General features: G+C 44.2%; 13 protein-coding genes and 1 riboswitch. Of the genes, 10 read left to right on the top strand and 3 right to left on the bottom strand.

Features of this window, described 5'->3' with window-relative positions; genetic code table 11:
• Positions 1–5 precede the first annotated feature (5 nt).
• From GPUN_RS11860 to GPUN_RS11885, 6 genes are all read left to right on the top strand, one after another.
• Positions 6–344, top strand: a complete 339-nt coding sequence (locus tag GPUN_RS11860) for a YajD family HNH nuclease (RefSeq protein WP_006007077.1) — start codon at positions 6–8, stop codon at positions 342–344.
• Between the two features lie 129 nt (positions 345–473).
• Positions 474–1,733 carry a DEAD/DEAH box helicase gene (locus GPUN_RS11865; protein WP_006007079.1) on the top strand — a complete coding sequence of 420 codons (1,260 nt, stop codon included), beginning with the start codon at positions 474–476 and terminating at the stop codon, positions 1,731–1,733.
• Positions 1,734–1,783: 50 nt separating this feature from the next.
• Positions 1,784–2,062: riboswitch (cobalamin riboswitch) on the top strand.
• 128 nt (positions 2,063–2,190) lie between these two features.
• Positions 2,191–4,107 carry a TonB-dependent receptor plug domain-containing protein gene (locus tag GPUN_RS11870; RefSeq protein WP_006007083.1) on the top strand — a complete coding sequence of 639 codons (1,917 nt, stop codon included), beginning with the start codon at positions 2,191–2,193 and terminating at the stop codon, positions 4,105–4,107.
• Positions 4,108–4,284: 177 nt separating this feature from the next.
• On the top strand, positions 4,285–4,911 hold the full coding sequence (locus tag GPUN_RS11875; protein ID WP_006007084.1) for a thiol:disulfide interchange protein DsbA/DsbL: 627 nt from the start codon (positions 4,285–4,287) through the stop codon (positions 4,909–4,911).
• 417 nt (positions 4,912–5,328) lie between these two features.
• Complete coding sequence (locus GPUN_RS11880; RefSeq protein ID WP_006007086.1) at positions 5,329–6,819, top strand: SulP family inorganic anion transporter; 1,491 nt, start codon at positions 5,329–5,331, stop codon at positions 6,817–6,819.
• 53 nt (positions 6,820–6,872) lie between these two features.
• Positions 6,873–7,724: a universal stress protein gene (locus GPUN_RS11885; RefSeq protein ID WP_006007088.1), complete on the top strand. Its 852-nt coding sequence runs from the start codon at positions 6,873–6,875 to the stop codon at positions 7,722–7,724.
• Between the two features lie 87 nt (positions 7,725–7,811).
• On the opposite strand, the gene GPUN_RS11890 is transcribed toward GPUN_RS11885, so the two are convergent.
• Together GPUN_RS11890 and GPUN_RS11895 are read right to left on the bottom strand one after the other, a co-directional pair.
• The gene (locus tag GPUN_RS11890) at positions 7,812–8,138 is read right to left on the bottom strand and encodes a BolA family protein (RefSeq protein ID WP_006007090.1); all 327 of its coding nucleotides are present in this window, start codon (positions 8,136–8,138) and stop codon (positions 7,812–7,814) included.
• Positions 8,139–8,331: 193 nt separating this feature from the next.
• A complete protein-coding gene (locus GPUN_RS11895) occupies positions 8,332–8,973 on the bottom strand; it encodes an alpha-ketoglutarate-dependent dioxygenase AlkB family protein (RefSeq protein WP_006007094.1) in 642 nt (213 codons plus the stop codon).
• A gap of 311 nt (positions 8,974–9,284) precedes the next feature.
• Between GPUN_RS11895 and GPUN_RS11900 the strand changes: the two genes are divergently transcribed.
• Both GPUN_RS11900 and GPUN_RS11905 read left to right on the top strand, forming a co-directional pair.
• Positions 9,285–10,550, top strand: coding sequence for a methyltransferase (locus tag GPUN_RS11900; protein ID WP_006007096.1), 1,266 nt, complete (start codon positions 9,285–9,287; stop codon positions 10,548–10,550).
• Positions 10,551–10,726: 176 nt separating this feature from the next.
• Positions 10,727–11,365: a peptidylprolyl isomerase gene (locus tag GPUN_RS11905; RefSeq protein WP_006007098.1), complete on the top strand. Its 639-nt coding sequence runs from the start codon at positions 10,727–10,729 to the stop codon at positions 11,363–11,365.
• A gap of 118 nt (positions 11,366–11,483) precedes the next feature.
• On the opposite strand, the gene GPUN_RS11910 is transcribed toward GPUN_RS11905, so the two are convergent.
• Positions 11,484–11,870, bottom strand: a complete 387-nt coding sequence (locus GPUN_RS11910) for a hypothetical protein (protein WP_006007100.1) — start codon at positions 11,868–11,870, stop codon at positions 11,484–11,486.
• A 217-nt stretch (positions 11,871–12,087) separates the two neighbouring features.
• On the opposite strand from GPUN_RS11910, the gene GPUN_RS11915 reads away from it, so the two are divergent.
• Positions 12,088–13,728, top strand: coding sequence for an acetolactate synthase large subunit (locus GPUN_RS11915; protein ID WP_006007102.1), 1,641 nt, complete (start codon positions 12,088–12,090; stop codon positions 13,726–13,728).
• 40 nt (positions 13,729–13,768) lie between these two features.
• Entirely contained in the window at positions 13,769–15,205 is a 1,437-nt protein-coding gene (locus tag GPUN_RS11920; protein ID WP_006007105.1) for an aldehyde dehydrogenase family protein, read from the top strand.
• Positions 15,206–15,207 lie beyond the last annotated feature (2 nt).

Genomic DNA, 15,207 nt, shown 5'->3' on the forward strand with positions numbered 1-15,207 from the left:
TAGCAATGAGCAAACATACCAGTGGGGCACAAGCCTATCAAAAACAAGAACAAGGCTATCGCGACAAAGCCCTAAAAATGTATCCTTGGGTGTGTGGGCGCTGTGCACGCGAATTCGTCTACTCAAGACTACGCGAACTCACCGTGCATCACATCGACCACAACCATAGCAACAATCCGTCAGACGGCAGTAACTGGGAGCTGCTTTGTTTATATTGTCATGACAATGAACATAACAAATACCATGAATTCGTGATGTATGGCGCCACCGCTGAAGAAAAAATTGAAGAGGCTACACACAATCCGTTTGCCGATTTAAAAGCTTTATTGAATAAAAAAAAGTAGTGTTGGCATGCACAAATTAAATGTACGCCACTTAAGGCCCGCGTTTATATTTTAAACCCACCTTACCGATACTTACTTACTTACACAGCGTTAAATACACAACATTCGTTTCTTAAGGAATTTTCTTTTATGGCATTTAGCACCTTAGGTTTGTGTGATGCGCTTTTAAAAACCATCGAGCAGCAAGGTTACACTGCGCCTAGCCCTATACAAACTGATGCGATCCCTGCGGTGTTAAGCGGGCGTGACGTGATGGCATTAGCGCACACAGGCACAGGCAAAACCGCTAGCTTTACTTTACCTCTGCTGCAGCTGCTTGCTACTGGTATAAGCGCGCAGCCCGGCCATGTTAGGGCCTTAGTCATTGCCCCCACGCGTGAGCTTGCAGCTCAAGTTGCACAGAGCGTTGAAAACTATAGCGCAAACATGAATATTAGAAGTACCGCTGCATTTGGCGGTGTCAGAATTGAGCCGCAAATTTTCGCCTTAGAATACGGCGCAGACGTACTTGTTGCTACACCCGGGCGCCTACTCGATTTACACAACAAGCAGGCACTTAACTTTGAGCATCTTGAAATACTGGTATTAGACGAAGCCGATCGCATGTTAGATTTAGGCTTCATTGATGACATATTACGCATTCAAGCACTACTGCCTAATAAGCGTCAAACCCTTATGTTTTCAGCTACCTTTTCTAAAGAGATTAAAATGTTGGCTAAGAGCATGTTATTTAATCCAGTGGTATTAGAAATGGCTGATGCAACGCGCAGTCTTGACAACATTAAGCAACAGCTACACCCGGTAGACAAGGCGCGTAAAACAGATCTTCTGATCCACCTTCTGGTGCAACACAAGTGGCCTCAGGCATTGGTTTTTTGCCGCACCAAACGCGGCGCTGATGAAATAGTGACAAAGCTTGAGAGCCTTGGTATTAACGCCGACTCGATCCATGCAAACAGAACCCAGCGCGCGCGCACCTTAGCTTTAGACGGGTTTAAGAACGGCACCATTAGCGTGCTTGTTGCCACCGATATTGCTTCGCGCGGTATTGATATAAGCCATCTGCCCTGCGTTATTAATCACGACCTTCCCTTTGTGCCACAAGACTATGTGCATCGTATTGGCCGGACCGGTCGTGCTAACGCCACCGGCCTCGCCATTACCTTGTTCAGCGAAGACGAAACTGAACAACTACGCGCGATTGAAGCGGTGGTTGGGCATACCTTTGCACCAGAAATAGTCATAGGGTTTGTACCTACTAATATAACACCTACTAAAAAAACACCTACAAAGTCTGCTATAGATGAGCCTGAGTATGGAAATTTTGAGGCAGACACCACACCGCGGCGCTTTCGCAAGTCTACTGCGAATAAAAAACGTAAAAAATAAATAGCATCCACTAAGCGGCATTAAGTACTAGCACTTTCACACAGTCCCTCTATAATATAATTAAGTCAGGTGCGAAACCTAATATTGATTTTTTTCAGCAGCTTAGCGTTTTGTTAAACGGGAAATAGGTGCAAAACCTATGCTGCCCCCGCAACGGTAATCAATTTTCTTAAAACACTTCGTTTATAGACAAACTTTACATTTACACTGGTGTGATTTATTCCACTGATGCGTCGTCCACTGTGGTTAACTGCATTTTTGCAGGGCTATGGGAAGGAATTGTAAAACATATTGTGAGCCCGGATACCGGCCTGTCTTCAAAGCATGCAAGCTTTTCTTTTTGTTGGATAAGGCTTGGCATGTGAGCTGTTTTTAAAATCAGTGACGCTTAAAAAGCATAGCCTTTATGCTTTTACTTTTTATGTTGTGCTCGGGCGGAGCGCTTACAAGGAACTTTATGAAAATTCAAACTACTGTGCTGGCAGCCGCTGTGCTGATCAGTCTATCTATGGGTGCGCAAGCGCAAACACAAGCCAATTCAAATAAAAAAATCGAAACGATCCGTGTGTTAGGCACGCATGCGCCTATTGCGGTAGGCCAAATTGCCGGGTCGGTCACCATTATTGATGAAGCGCGCATAAGAGCATCGGGTGGCATTGGCATTACCGACCTTTTACGCACCGTCGCGGGGGTTAACATTGGCAAAACGGGCACTGCAGGTAGCTTAAGCGAAGTACGTTTTAGAGGCAGTGAAAGCAACCACGTTATGGTGTTGGTAGACGGTGTTGCTGTGAACGATGTTGGTCAAGGCGGTCTAACAGACTTTTCCCACTTACTGCTGGCTAATATTTCACGCATAGAAATATTAAGAGGGCCACAAAGCGCTATTTGGGGATCAAGCGCTATTGCCGGCATTATTAGTATAAGCACTAAAGGCGCAAGTAGTAATAAACTGCAAGTTAGTACCAATGTGTCTGCAGGCAATAAAAGCACCTATAGTGCTAGTGCTCACTTTGGCCAACAGTTAAGCGACTTTGGCTTTAAATTGAATACCTCTACCTATAAAACCGGCGGCGAAAATATCAGCCGCACAGGGTTTGAAGCCGACGGCTACCGAAATACCGACCTTAGTGGCGGCATAAATTATACGTTTAGTGAAGACAGTCGCATAGACATAAGTGCGCGCATTCTCAATTATGAAACAGATGCAGACGGCTATGACTTTTCCACAGGCTTGGTTGGCGATGGCAATGTAGTGGCCCAGGGTGATCAAATTTCGCTTGGCCTTAACTGGCATTTTACACCACTTACCAATGGCCAGCGAAACGGCATTTATTCACAGCTTTTATCCCTCCAATACTCAAAGCAAGACACCGACAACTTCACCAACAACGCCTTTGACCGTATGTCGCAAGGAGAAAAGCTGCGCGTGTTGTGGTCGAACCGTTTTGAATTTACGCCTAATAAATGGCTGAACATGGGGCTTGAAAGCACCAATGAGGATTTTGAGCAACGCGGCCCTGCCTTCACCAGCGGCCTGAATCAAAACCGAAGCAACGACACGTGGTCGCTAGTAACAGATGGGATTTATGCCATTACCAATGCCCTAAGCCTAAGCGCTAGCTACCGCTATGACAACAACGACGAATTTGATAACGCCGACAGCTACCGAGTAGGCGCCACGTATGCCGTTAACAACGACTGGCGCGTATTTGTATCGCAGGGCCAAGCGATTACAAATCCTACCTTTATAGAACGATTTGGTTTCTTCCCTAATTCATTTTTGGGTAACCCAAACCTTACACCCGAACAGCAAAAAAGCACTGAAATAGGAATAGAAGGTGCATTTAACAGTGTGAGTGTCCAGCTTAACTGGTTTAGCGCCAAACTTGAAAACGAAATACTCGGCTTTGTTTTTGTGCCCGCAACAGGCGAGTTTACCGCAGACAACGCAAGTGCAAACAGCAGCCGCGATGGGCTTGAGCTTAGCTTACAAGGACAGTTCAAGACCCTAACGTGGCAAGCACAATATAGCTATTTAGATGCGTCGCAGGGTAATAGCATTGAACTTCGCCGTTCACGTCACATCGGCTCACTAAGCACGACTTATACAATTGATCAGCAGCATCAAGTGTACCTTCAGGCTGATTACACAGGCACTAAGTTTGATAACTTTTTCCCGCCTGCCGGGGCTGCTCAAATAGTCACGTTAGACAGCTATTGGTTGTTAAGTGCAAACTATCAGTATACTTACAGCGAGCACTTGAGCGCGAGCCTGCGTTTTTCGAATGCGCTCGACGCAGAGTATGAAGATGTTTTTGGCTATAACACAGACGGCAGCACAGTGCTTCTCAGCGTTCGATATAGCTTATAAAATCATTTAAGCTTACTGGGATAGTAAGGCCGCACCCCTTTCTTGTTAAATATCTTGAAAATTGAGAATACTTGCACCAAAGGGGCTGTATGCTATTGTATGGCAAAAATTAAGATAACACGCACTTGTGAAATATTTTACAGTCAATTTCGAGTCTAACAATTATAGGAATATACAATGAAACGAATTTTAAGCTCTCTGGTGTTAGGCCTTGTACTCTCTTTTCAAGCCAACGCTCAGGTAGAACTGTGGAAAGAAGGCACACATTTTGACGTGATTGCCGAAACAGCCTCAGAAAAACCCATGATGAAAGAATATTTTTCATTTTGGTGTCCAGCTTGTTTTCAGTATGAACCACTAGTGGCACAGTTCAAAGAGAAGCTTCCACAAGACGTTCAATTTACCAAAGTACATGTGAATTTCATGGGCCTAACCAGTCGCGATATACAAAGTGAAGCCACTAAAGCAATGATGATTGCACGCGCTATGAAAGAGGAACAGAAATATGTTGGCGCAATTTTCAACTACATCCACGTTCAGCGCGCGTCTATCACAGGCCTGGACGACTTACGCAAAATATTCGTCGTTAACGGCGCCGACGGTGAAGAGTTTGACAAGCTAGCTGCTAGTTTCAGCGTCAACAGTCTAGTAAATCGCAATAACAAAAGCATAGACGAATTTCGTGAGCATCTAACAGGCGTGCCTACTTTTATCATCAATGAAAAGTTTAAGCCTACGTTTAGAAATGATATGAGCGTAGACGATATGATTAATTTAGTCATGTGGCTGAGTAAGCAAAAGTAAAGTTTAATAGTAAATAAACATAAAAAAAAGCGGGGATCTCCCGCTTTTTTTATGCATTTAGAACTGAACATTTATTTTCAATCAAAATTTTCGTGTTCGACAAGGTTTGTGGCGGTTTCGACCTTAACATTAACGTTGCGCAAGCCAGTAAGCTTGCGTTCTTATTTAGGCTAGAAAGTATCTCCATTTGTAACAAAATTACAAAAGCGTTATCATACTTTCCGGTTTAAGGTTAAAGAACCAAATTTTAACAGTCACTCCACCCTCAGAGCGCCTTATCCCTGAAAGCTCTCTGTAAGGTGCACTGTTTCGATTCATGCCATAGTTAGCGTATTATTTACGTTTCACATTTATTTTAAAATTATAATATCAATTTTCCTCTACTCTGAGAAAAATTTTCAAAATTAGGCAACTTACATGCTCGAACACATTAAAAAAGACTGGCTTTCGAATATCCGTGGTGATGTGCTTGCTGGTATCGTTGTAGCTTTAGCCTTAATACCAGAAGCGATTGCTTTCTCAATTATTGCGGGTGTCGATCCTAAAGTGGGTCTGTATGCCTCATTCTGTATCGCTGTAATCATCGCTTTTGTTGGTGGCCGTCCCGGTATGATTTCAGCTGCTACAGGCGCAATGGCCTTACTTATGGTCACACTGGTAAAAGACCATGGATTAGAATACTTACTTGCAGCAACACTCCTAACAGGTGTGTTTCAAATATTAGCCGGATTTTTAAAGTTAGGCGGCTTAATGCGATTTGTGTCGCGCTCAGTGGTGACCGGATTCGTGAATGCACTGGCCATTCTCATCTTTATGGCGCAATTACCCGAACTCACTAACGTTACATGGCATGTTTATGCCATGACCACTATTGGTTTAGGCATCATTTATCTGTTTCCGTACGTCCCCAAAATTGGTAAATTGATTCCCTCTCCTTTGTTGTGCATTGTCGCATTAACGATAGCAGCAATGTTTCTAGGGCTAGATATTAGAACAGTGGGTGACATGGGCGATTTGCCCGATACCTTACCCATATTCTTGTGGCCCGATGTTCCACTTAATCTAAACACCCTAATGATTATTTTACCATACTCGCTTGGCTTGGCCGTGGTAGGCCTGCTTGAATCGATGATGACGGCAACCATAGTAGATGACCTTACCGATACAAGCAGCGATAAAAATAAGGAGTGCAAAGGACAAGGTATTGCTAATATTGGCGCCGGTCTATTTGGCGGAATGGCAGGCTGTGCAATGATTGGGCAGTCAATTATTAACGTGAAGTCAGGCGGTAGAGGGCGATTATCTGCTTTTGTTGCGGGTACAGTTCTCATTATCATGGTAGTCTTTTTAGACGATTGGGTTCAACAAATCCCAATGGCCGCACTGGTAGCGGTTATGATCATGGTGTCAATTGGCACCTTCTCTTGGTCTTCCATCAAGGATTTACGCAAGCATCCTATGTCATCAAATATTGTAATGATAACCACCGTTATTGTGGTTGTGGCTACGCACAACTTAGCCATTGGTGTATTAGTTGGCGTGCTATTAGCTACGCTGTTCTTCTCTAACAAGATTAGCCGCATTATGGCGGTAAAATCGCACTATAGCGAGCCTGAAAATAAGCGCACGTATGAAGTGATTGGTCAGGTGTTTTTTGCGTCAGCGGAACAATTTATAAACGCATTTGATTTCAAAGAAGCTTTAGAAAACGTGGTTATAGATCTGACACACGCGCATTTTTGGGATATCACCGCCGTTACATCCTTAGATAAGGTCGTGATTAAATTTAGACGCGAAGGTGCCACGGTAAACATCGTAGGAATGAATGAAGCAACGGCAACCGTAGTAGATGAATTCGGCATACACAATGATCCCAAAGAAGTCAAAAAGATGTTTGGCGGGCACTAAGTGAAACCGATGTTTAAGAAATCACAAAGCGACGATAAATACAGGACAAAGGGATGACAAAAATAATCACGTGTGTGGACGGTTCGGCAATGACAACAGCCGTGACCAACGCAGCCATCTGGGCGTCAAATAAGCTTGATAAGCCCATTCTTTTTTTACACACCATTGAAAAAGAACAGCAGCACGGCGCCGATAATTATAGCGGGGCGATTGGTTTAGGCGCGCGTTCGGCGCTCTTACAAGAATTGACCGAGCTGGATGAACAGCGCGGCAAGCTAGCTTTAAAATTGGGTAAAGAGTTACTCGAGCGGGTTTCAAAGCAAGCTCAGGACTGTGTTACACAAAAAGTTGAATCGATGCAAAGACACGGTGAGCTTGCAGATGCAATAGTCGACATTGAAGATAAAACCCGACTGATAGTGATTGGCCGCAGTGGAATGGAACATGGCGATAACTACAGTGCACTGGGATCTAATATTGAGACACTGCTGCGCAAGGCCTCACATCCTGTCGTGCTTATTCCTGAGACATTCACCCAACCCACTTCATTTATGGTTGCTTATGACGGCAGACAAACCGCCGATAATGCGCTGCAGCGAGTCATTGATGGCGGCTTACTGCATGGCCTTCACTGTCATCTCGTTTCGGTAAAAAATAACGAAACCAATCTCGAGGAAAAATTTATTGCCGCCCAACAAAAGCTGAAAGAAAAAGGCTTTGACCTTACAGCATCCTTCGTTGAAGGTGATATTTTTGATTCTTTAATGGACTACAAACAAAAACATAAAATTGATCTTATTGTCATGGGAGCGTTTGGGCACTCTAAGCTTCGTCAGTTCTTTTTAGGCAGCAACACGCTAAAAATGCTAGAGCGCAGCAAAGTACCCATGGTGGTTTTAAGATAGATTCAATTTACTTTAGGTAAAACATTACCAATTGATCTAATGGCTTGTCTAATGACTTCCTCAGGTGTAGCCATTGTCACTGTTAGCTTACTTTCCCGAGCCTCCTAGGCAATTGGGTGAAGTAGGCGCACTGCCCTGCTTTTTCGCCCAGTCATCTGCGGTGTAGGTGTGCAAAGCTAAAGCATGCACAGAGCCTGCCAACTCCTCACTTAACAGCGCATTTACCATGCGGTGGCGTTGGATAAGTCTTTTTTGCTCAAATGCATCACTCACCACCGTCACTTTAAAGTGAGTTTCGGAATTTTCAGGCACATTGTGCATATGGCTTTCATTGAGCACCTCAAGGTAGCGCGGCAAAAATTTGGCGTTGAGCTTTTCAGTAACAACGGTTTGTATAGTGGTTTTTGTATTCACAAGTAAAGCCTTTGAAAATGGATTATGGTTCGGCGCCGATGTTCAAAGCCATAATTACCGGCTCTGTTCTATTGCTATGTCGGCATATAAACAGCGCTATAGACCCTATAAATGCGCTATGGTTATGTGGGTAAATACCTTAGTAAAGCTGATTTTTGACTCGACATTCGTCAGCCAACGATTTACCCAACAATTATTTTTTTTGCGTAACATGTCTAAACGTAAAGTTAAGCCTTGGGCCGGTTTGCGTGCGACTTTTATTCATTCCATGGTGCCAATGCTGCTGCGTGTCGCCCTTCATAACAAGCAACGAGCCATGTTCAAGACCTATTTTGTAGGTTTCTTTGGTGTGTATATTTTTAAACGTAAAACGCCGTGTTTGCCCTAAACTGACCGAGGCAATAATTGGCTGCGCGCCAAGTTCAGGCTCGTTATCTGCATGCATGCCCATACTGTCTCTACCATGGCGATAATAGTTCGCCAGGACTGAATTGAAGCGTGCCCTACATTTTTGCTCACATGCCTGCTTTAATTTAGCCAATCGTATGTCCCACGGCAGTGGCTGCATAACTAATCTGGAATATTCATATTGGCTGTCAGGATCGCCGTACCAAGCTTGCAGCCGAGGAATAAGTCGCTGTTGTCCATAAAGGGTGATACTAGGCTGCTGCCACTGAAGCTGCGCAATGAAGTAGTCCATTAAGCTTTTAGCATGCTTATGACTTAGCCAGTTAGGGTAATACTCCACATGCGCATTTTCCATCGCTAGGATGAACACCGCCTCTTCTTGCGAGGGGTCAGATGCGTTAATAAGTGGGATTTTTTGTTTGTTCATTATTGTTAGCTTTGGTTGCTCATCTAATATTCATTTCAAAAATTTCGTATCAATACCAATCTGTATAAAGATGGTCAAACTCCCACTATATTACCATGAGTAAGCCAACAAAGACGAGTAAACACGAATAAACACCAGTGTTAAGACGTCAGTATTCAGTTCTGCTGCCACAAGTTGAAACACACCTTAGGTATACGGACTGCATTTTATATTCAAGTACACAATAAGTTGCTGTAAACATGCCTAACACTGCGCTACTATTTAAGGATAAAGCGCACCACATGCTGCAATAACATTATTATGAAACTACTATGAACAATACTCAGCTCCATATTCAAGCCAACACCTTTTCTTTAAAACGTTTCCCAAACAACCCGTTTGACAAGTCCTTGCGCGCATGGGACGCGGCCGACGAATATATTATCGATCATGTCGCCGATACGATAAACCTTATCGAGCTGGCGCATATTGTTATTGTAAATGATAGCTTTGGTGCCCTTACTTGTGCAATGGCAAAACTCTCGCCACAGGCTAATATTAGCGTATACACCGACTCGTACATGTCTATGCGTGCTATTGCGCAAAATTTAAAAGGCAGTAACTTGGATAAGAATAACGTGACGATGCACAGTAGCCTAATGCTTAGCGAACTGGCGGGTAAAAGTGTTGACCTAGTGCTGTTGAAAGTGCCTCGCACATTGTCATATCTTGACTACTTACTTTTTACACTTAGCCAAACGCTCGGAACTGCGAGCAATACGGGCCAATCGCCAATAGTGATAGGCGGCGCGATGGTTAAGCTGGTGACTTCTTCGGTGATGAACATATTTAACGCCCACATGGGCAATACCACTACCTCGTTAGCGCGCAAAAAAGCACGCTTAATATTTGCTGAATGTGCTGTAAAAACCGACAATGGTGGCAACGTCGCTCAAACTTTATCATTGAACCCGCACTGCATACACGAAGTACAAGACAAAGAAATTGACCTTACGCTGCATAATTATCCTAACGTATTTTGCCGGGATCAGGTAGATATTGGCGCAAGGTATATGCTAAAAGTGCTGCCTAGTATTACCAGAGCTAATCAAGTAGTAATTGATCTAGGCTGCGGCAACGGTATTTTGGGCACTAGCTTACTGTTACAAAATGCGGCTAATGCACCCAAAATGATTTACATAGACGAATCGTTTATGGCGATAGAATCAGCTAAAGTAAGTCTTAACAATAGTACAGTAGATGAACGACTAAAAGCACGCGCAGAGTTTTTAGTCGGGCATTGTTTAGATGAATTTATCAATCACAGTGAAGATAGCTCGGGTAATCTTAAGGGCGTTGATCTTATTTTATGCAACCCTCCTTTTCATCAGCAAAACACGATCATTGACGACATTGCATGGCAGATGTTCACTGATGCAAAAAAGGCACTAAAAGTAGGTGGTGAACTTAGAATTGTGGGCAATCGCCATCTTGATCACCGTGCTAAACTAAAAAAGCTTTTTGGCGCCTGTGAGATTATTGCCAGTGATGCTAAATTCGTAGTGCTTAGCGCTATTAAACAACGCGCAAGAGCATAAGACGAACAAAGTCAGCCTGTGATTATCTGATTGTACCCTTGAGTGTTGTCGATCGCTCTTGATACTTCAATCCGATAAAAGAAATTACTGTATCAATAGTCTATTTTGAGCCTCGTATTAAAAATAGGGTGTCAGCTGGTGAGGCACTATCATTAGTTAAGTAAAGGAAGGTTTTTATGAGCACTTTTCGACTATGCATAATTAGCATATTGGTAGTCACCACTTCATTTGTAGCGCATTCTCAAGCGCGTGAAACGCCTAAAACGGAAAGCCCCATTGGCGCAGCCGTGCAACAAGATAACTTTTTCCCGCAGGTAAAGTTTGAGACCAGCATGGGCGACATTGTCATTGAGCTTTCACGTGCTAAAGCGCCCGTGACCGTTAATAACTTCTTGACCTACGTGAAAGAAGAAGAGTACGACAACACACTATTTCATCGCATAATTGCCGGCTACATAGTGCAAGGCGGCGCGTATACAACTGACTTTACAGAACGTAAGTCGAATTATAAAATTATTAACGAGTCGGGCAACGGACTCAAAAACGAAGCATATAGCATCGCAATGGCCCGCATGAGCGACCCGCATTCGGCTAAACGTCAGTTCTTTTTCAACATGAAAGACAACGACAATTTAGATCCTGGCCGCAGATGGGGCTACACCGTATTTGGTTCGGTAATAGAAGGTAAAGAAGTGCTTGATGCAATTTCCTTAGTAGACACCCGCGTGAACCCTGAAATTGGCTTTCCCGACACGCCGGTTGAAAACGTAGTATTAAAGCGTGCGATTATTATGCCTGAACCAGTTTTTGACTAGGCTTAAAAGCATAATATTTAAGGGTTACAGTAGCCACAATAAAACGCGCTCACATTTAGCGGAGCGCTTTTTTCAGGCCCACTAAAGCCGCAGTGATTGCACAGCTCAGTGGGCGACACTATTTTTGTTGTCGCTTGGCCGCAAAGCTCACACGGTAAATAAGCGATAGGATTTCGATATTGCGCTTAATATCTACAAAGGCCAAAAACTCCTCGTCAATAACACCCATGCCCATTAATGAACTAAAACTGCCCTCACTGCCGATACCCTGCTCGCAGCCGCTAAGTTTGCAGGCTAAATATGCTTTTTTAAGAGCGCATTCTATCGGATTTAGTGTGCGGGCTATGGTTTGGTCAAAGGTGCCTAATGTATCGGTATCAAACTTGTCGGTATGCACCAGCACCGTATTAAATGCCGACACCAGAATAGGCGCCAGCGTGTTTTGCTTGCCGTGTTTAGTCAAAAAGGAAATTTTAGCTTGAACGTTGAGGTCTATCTTGGTCATATATTAGCTATTTTCGTTATTTAGACAAGAATGCTATAATGACCCCTTGCGAAAGTGTAGTTTTTAAATTTGCTACTTATCAACTACCTTGCTAAGCATTTAAAAAGTCTACGGATCAGTGCATATCTACATACATGAAATTATGAACCACGGATAATAAAACGAAACAGCACGATATGCCGGTAACCCAAAGTAATTCAATAACAAGGGGACTTACATGAAAGCATCAGACCTTATGGTAAAAGCATTAGAAGCCGAAGGGGTAGAATATATTTTCGGTATTCCGGGTGAAGAAAATTTAGATTTACTGGAATCATTACGTCATTCATCTATTAAACTTATTCTTACACGTCATGAACAAGGCGCTGGCTTCATGGCCGCTACTTACGGGCGCTTAACTGGTAAAGTTGGCGTGTGTTTGGCAACCTTAGGCCCCGGAGCAACTAACTTAGTGACTCCCGCCGCCTACGCACAGCTTGGCGCTATGCCAATACTAATGATCACCGGCCAAAAACCCATTAAAACCAGTAAGCAAGGCCGCTTTCAGGTCATTGATGTAGTTGATATGATGCGCCCTATTACTAAGTATACCACCCAAGTGGTAAGTGGCGATCGCATCCCCTCTATTGTACGCGAAGCATTTAGACTAGCCAGCGAAGAGCGCCCAGGCGCAGTACATATTGAATTACCCGAAGATATTGCCGCCGAAGAAACCAACGCAACTCTTCTCACGCCCAGTGTGGTACGCAGGCCAATTGCTGAATACAAAGCTATAAAAGCGGCTATAGATATGATTGAAGCGGCTAAATCGCCAGTACTCGTTATAGGGGCTGGCGCAAATAGAAAGCTCACCTCTAAAATGCTACGCGAATTCGTTAACAATACTGGTATTCCCTTCATTACCACGCAAATGGGTAAAGGCGTGTTAGACGAAACCGACGAAAAATTCATGGGCAACACCGCGCTGTCCTCGGGTGACTTTGTGCATCGTGTTATTAGCCGTGCCGATCTCATTATTAACGTGGGCCATGATGTGGTAGAAAAGCCCCCTTTCTTTATGGAAAATAATGGCAAAAAGGTTATTCACGTGAATTTTGAAACGGCTGCGGTTGATCCTGTTTATTTTCCCCAGTTAGAGGTGGTAGGCGATATTGCCAACAGCATTTGGCAAATAAACCAAGCCATAGACACACAGTGCAAATGGGAACTCGATTTTTACAGCGACGTCAACAAAGCTTATATTGAACACCGAAATGTCGCAGAAAACGACGACCGCTTTCCAATTTTACCCGAGCGCGCGGTTAAAGCGGTGCGCAGTGCCATGCCAAAAGACGGCATAGTGACTTTAGACAACGGCATATACAAAATTTGGTTTGCACGAAACTACCCTGCCGCACTTCGTAACACTTTGTTATTAGACAACGCACTAGCCACCATGGGAGCCGGCTTACCTTCAGCCATGGCCGCAAAGCTAGTTTACCCAAACCGCTGCGTCATTACCGTATGCGGCGACGGCGGTTTTATGATGAACAGCCAAGAGGTAGAAACCGCGGTGCGTTTAGGCCTTCACATTGTCATTATTATATTACGCGACGACGCCTACGGCATGATTAAATGGAAACAAAGCGATATGGGCTTTGGCAACTATGGTCTTGACTACGGTAACCCCGACTTTGTCAAATATATAGAGAGCTACGGCGGCAAAGGCTGGCGCATAGAAGCAGCTGCAGATTTACAAGGCCAAATTGAAGCCTGTTTAGCCCAGCCCGGCGTGCATTTAATAGATGTGCCGGTAGACTACAGCCTAAATGATGAAACCTTAAATAAAACTATTCGCACACTTAGCAGCAAACTTTAAGGCTGCCTGTTGTGCTTGTATAAAATAAAAGGAATAAACTATGAAACTAGCAGCTAAATACCCATACTTTTTGGCTAACAAAGCGGTGTTTGCCAACACCGACTTAGAAGTCACCAATAAATATACGCAAGAAGTGGCTACCAGAGTTGCCCTTGCCGACGCCAGCGTTATAGACAAAGCAATTGCTGGTGCAAAAGCCGCGCAGCCTGCCCTTAACAAAATGCCAGCTTATAAACGCCAGCAAATACTTGAACACTGCGTAATGCGCTTTAAAGAACGCTTTGACGAACTGGCCTACGCACTGTGTATTGAAGCAGGCAAGCCCATTAAGGATGCAAAAGGCGAAGTAACGCGCCTAATCGACACCTTCAAAATTGCTGCAGAAGAATCGGTTCGTATTTCTGGCGAAGTTATTGAGCTAGAAATTACCGAACGCGCTCGTGGGTACACCGGTATGACAAAACGTGTGCCTATAGGTCCATGTTCTTTTATATCACCGTTTAACTTCCCTTTGAATTTAGCCGCGCATAAAGTAGCACCGGCCATTGCAGCAGGCTGTGCTTTTGTATTAAAACCTGCTAGCAGAACGCCTTTAGGCGCCATCATTATAGGCGAAGTATTAGCAGAAACCGATTTGCCTGAGGGTTCATTCTCAATATTACCATGCAGCCGCGACGGCGCAGACTTATTCACCACCGACGAGCGCTTCAAGCTGTTAAGCTTTACCGGTTCACCCGAAGTTGGCTGGGCACTCAAAGCAAAAGCCGGTAAAAAATCGGTAATATTAGAATTAGGCGGCAATGCAGCCTGCGTCGTTGATCGCGACACCGACCTAAAAGACGCCGTAGAGCGCATTGTATTTGGGGCGTATTATCAAAGCGGCCAAAGCTGCATAAGTGTGCAGCGCATAATTGTGCACAGCGATATATATGAGGATTTCAAAGAAGCCTACGTAGAAAAAGTCAAAAACTTAGTCCACGGCGATCCGCTCAAAGAAAACACTTTTATTGGCCCGATGATTGCCGAGTCGGAAGCTAAACGCTTAGAACAATGGATTAACAAAGCGGTAGAAAAAGGCGCTAACTTACTGTGCGGTGGCAAACGCGATGGCGCAATGCTCACCGCCACTATACTTGAAAATGTACCCACCGACTGCGACGTAAACAGCGAAGAAGCTTTCGGTCCAGTATCAGTTATTAGCCGCTTTTCTGATTTTGACGAAGCCTTGAAAGAAGTCGACAACAGCAAGTATGGCCTACAAGCGGGCATTTTTACGCGCGACATTTACAAAGCGCATCAAGCGTGGAATCAATTAGAAGTTGGCGGCGTAATAATAGGTGATGTACCCAGTTGGCGAGTAGACAACATGCCCTATGGCGGCGTTAAAGAGTCGGGCTTAGGCCGTGAAGGGATCCGCTATGCCATTGAAGATATGACTGAAATTCGCTTAATGGTGCTGCGCAATCCAAACCCTTAGTT

Source organism: Glaciecola punicea ACAM 611, assembly GCF_000252165.1.
GTDB lineage: Bacteria > Pseudomonadota > Gammaproteobacteria > Enterobacterales > Alteromonadaceae > Glaciecola > Glaciecola punicea.

Excerpts from the sequence above, each read along its gene's own strand:
- GPUN_RS11920 (WP_006007105.1), top strand. The coding sequence starts at position 13,769 with ATGAAACTAGCAGCTAAATACCCATACTTTTTGGCTAACAAAGCGGTG.
- GPUN_RS11910 (WP_006007100.1), bottom strand. The coding sequence starts at position 11,870 with ATGACCAAGATAGACCTCAACGTTCAAGCTAAAATTTCCTTTTTGACT.
- GPUN_RS11900 (WP_006007096.1), top strand. The coding sequence starts at position 9,285 with ATGAACAATACTCAGCTCCATATTCAAGCCAACACCTTTTCTTTAAAA.
- GPUN_RS11880 (WP_006007086.1), top strand. The coding sequence starts at position 5,329 with ATGCTCGAACACATTAAAAAAGACTGGCTTTCGAATATCCGTGGTGAT.
- GPUN_RS11875 (WP_006007084.1), top strand. The coding sequence starts at position 4,285 with ATGAAACGAATTTTAAGCTCTCTGGTGTTAGGCCTTGTACTCTCTTTT.
- GPUN_RS11915 (WP_006007102.1), top strand. The coding sequence starts at position 12,088 with ATGAAAGCATCAGACCTTATGGTAAAAGCATTAGAAGCCGAAGGGGTA.
- GPUN_RS11865 (WP_006007079.1), top strand. The coding sequence starts at position 474 with ATGGCATTTAGCACCTTAGGTTTGTGTGATGCGCTTTTAAAAACCATC.
- GPUN_RS11870 (WP_006007083.1), top strand. The coding sequence starts at position 2,191 with ATGAAAATTCAAACTACTGTGCTGGCAGCCGCTGTGCTGATCAGTCTA.
- GPUN_RS11905 (WP_006007098.1), top strand. The coding sequence starts at position 10,727 with ATGAGCACTTTTCGACTATGCATAATTAGCATATTGGTAGTCACCACT.
- GPUN_RS11860 (WP_006007077.1), top strand. The coding sequence starts at position 6 with ATGAGCAAACATACCAGTGGGGCACAAGCCTATCAAAAACAAGAACAA.
- GPUN_RS11895 (WP_006007094.1), bottom strand. The coding sequence starts at position 8,973 with ATGAACAAACAAAAAATCCCACTTATTAACGCATCTGACCCCTCGCAA.
- GPUN_RS11885 (WP_006007088.1), top strand. The coding sequence starts at position 6,873 with ATGACAAAAATAATCACGTGTGTGGACGGTTCGGCAATGACAACAGCC.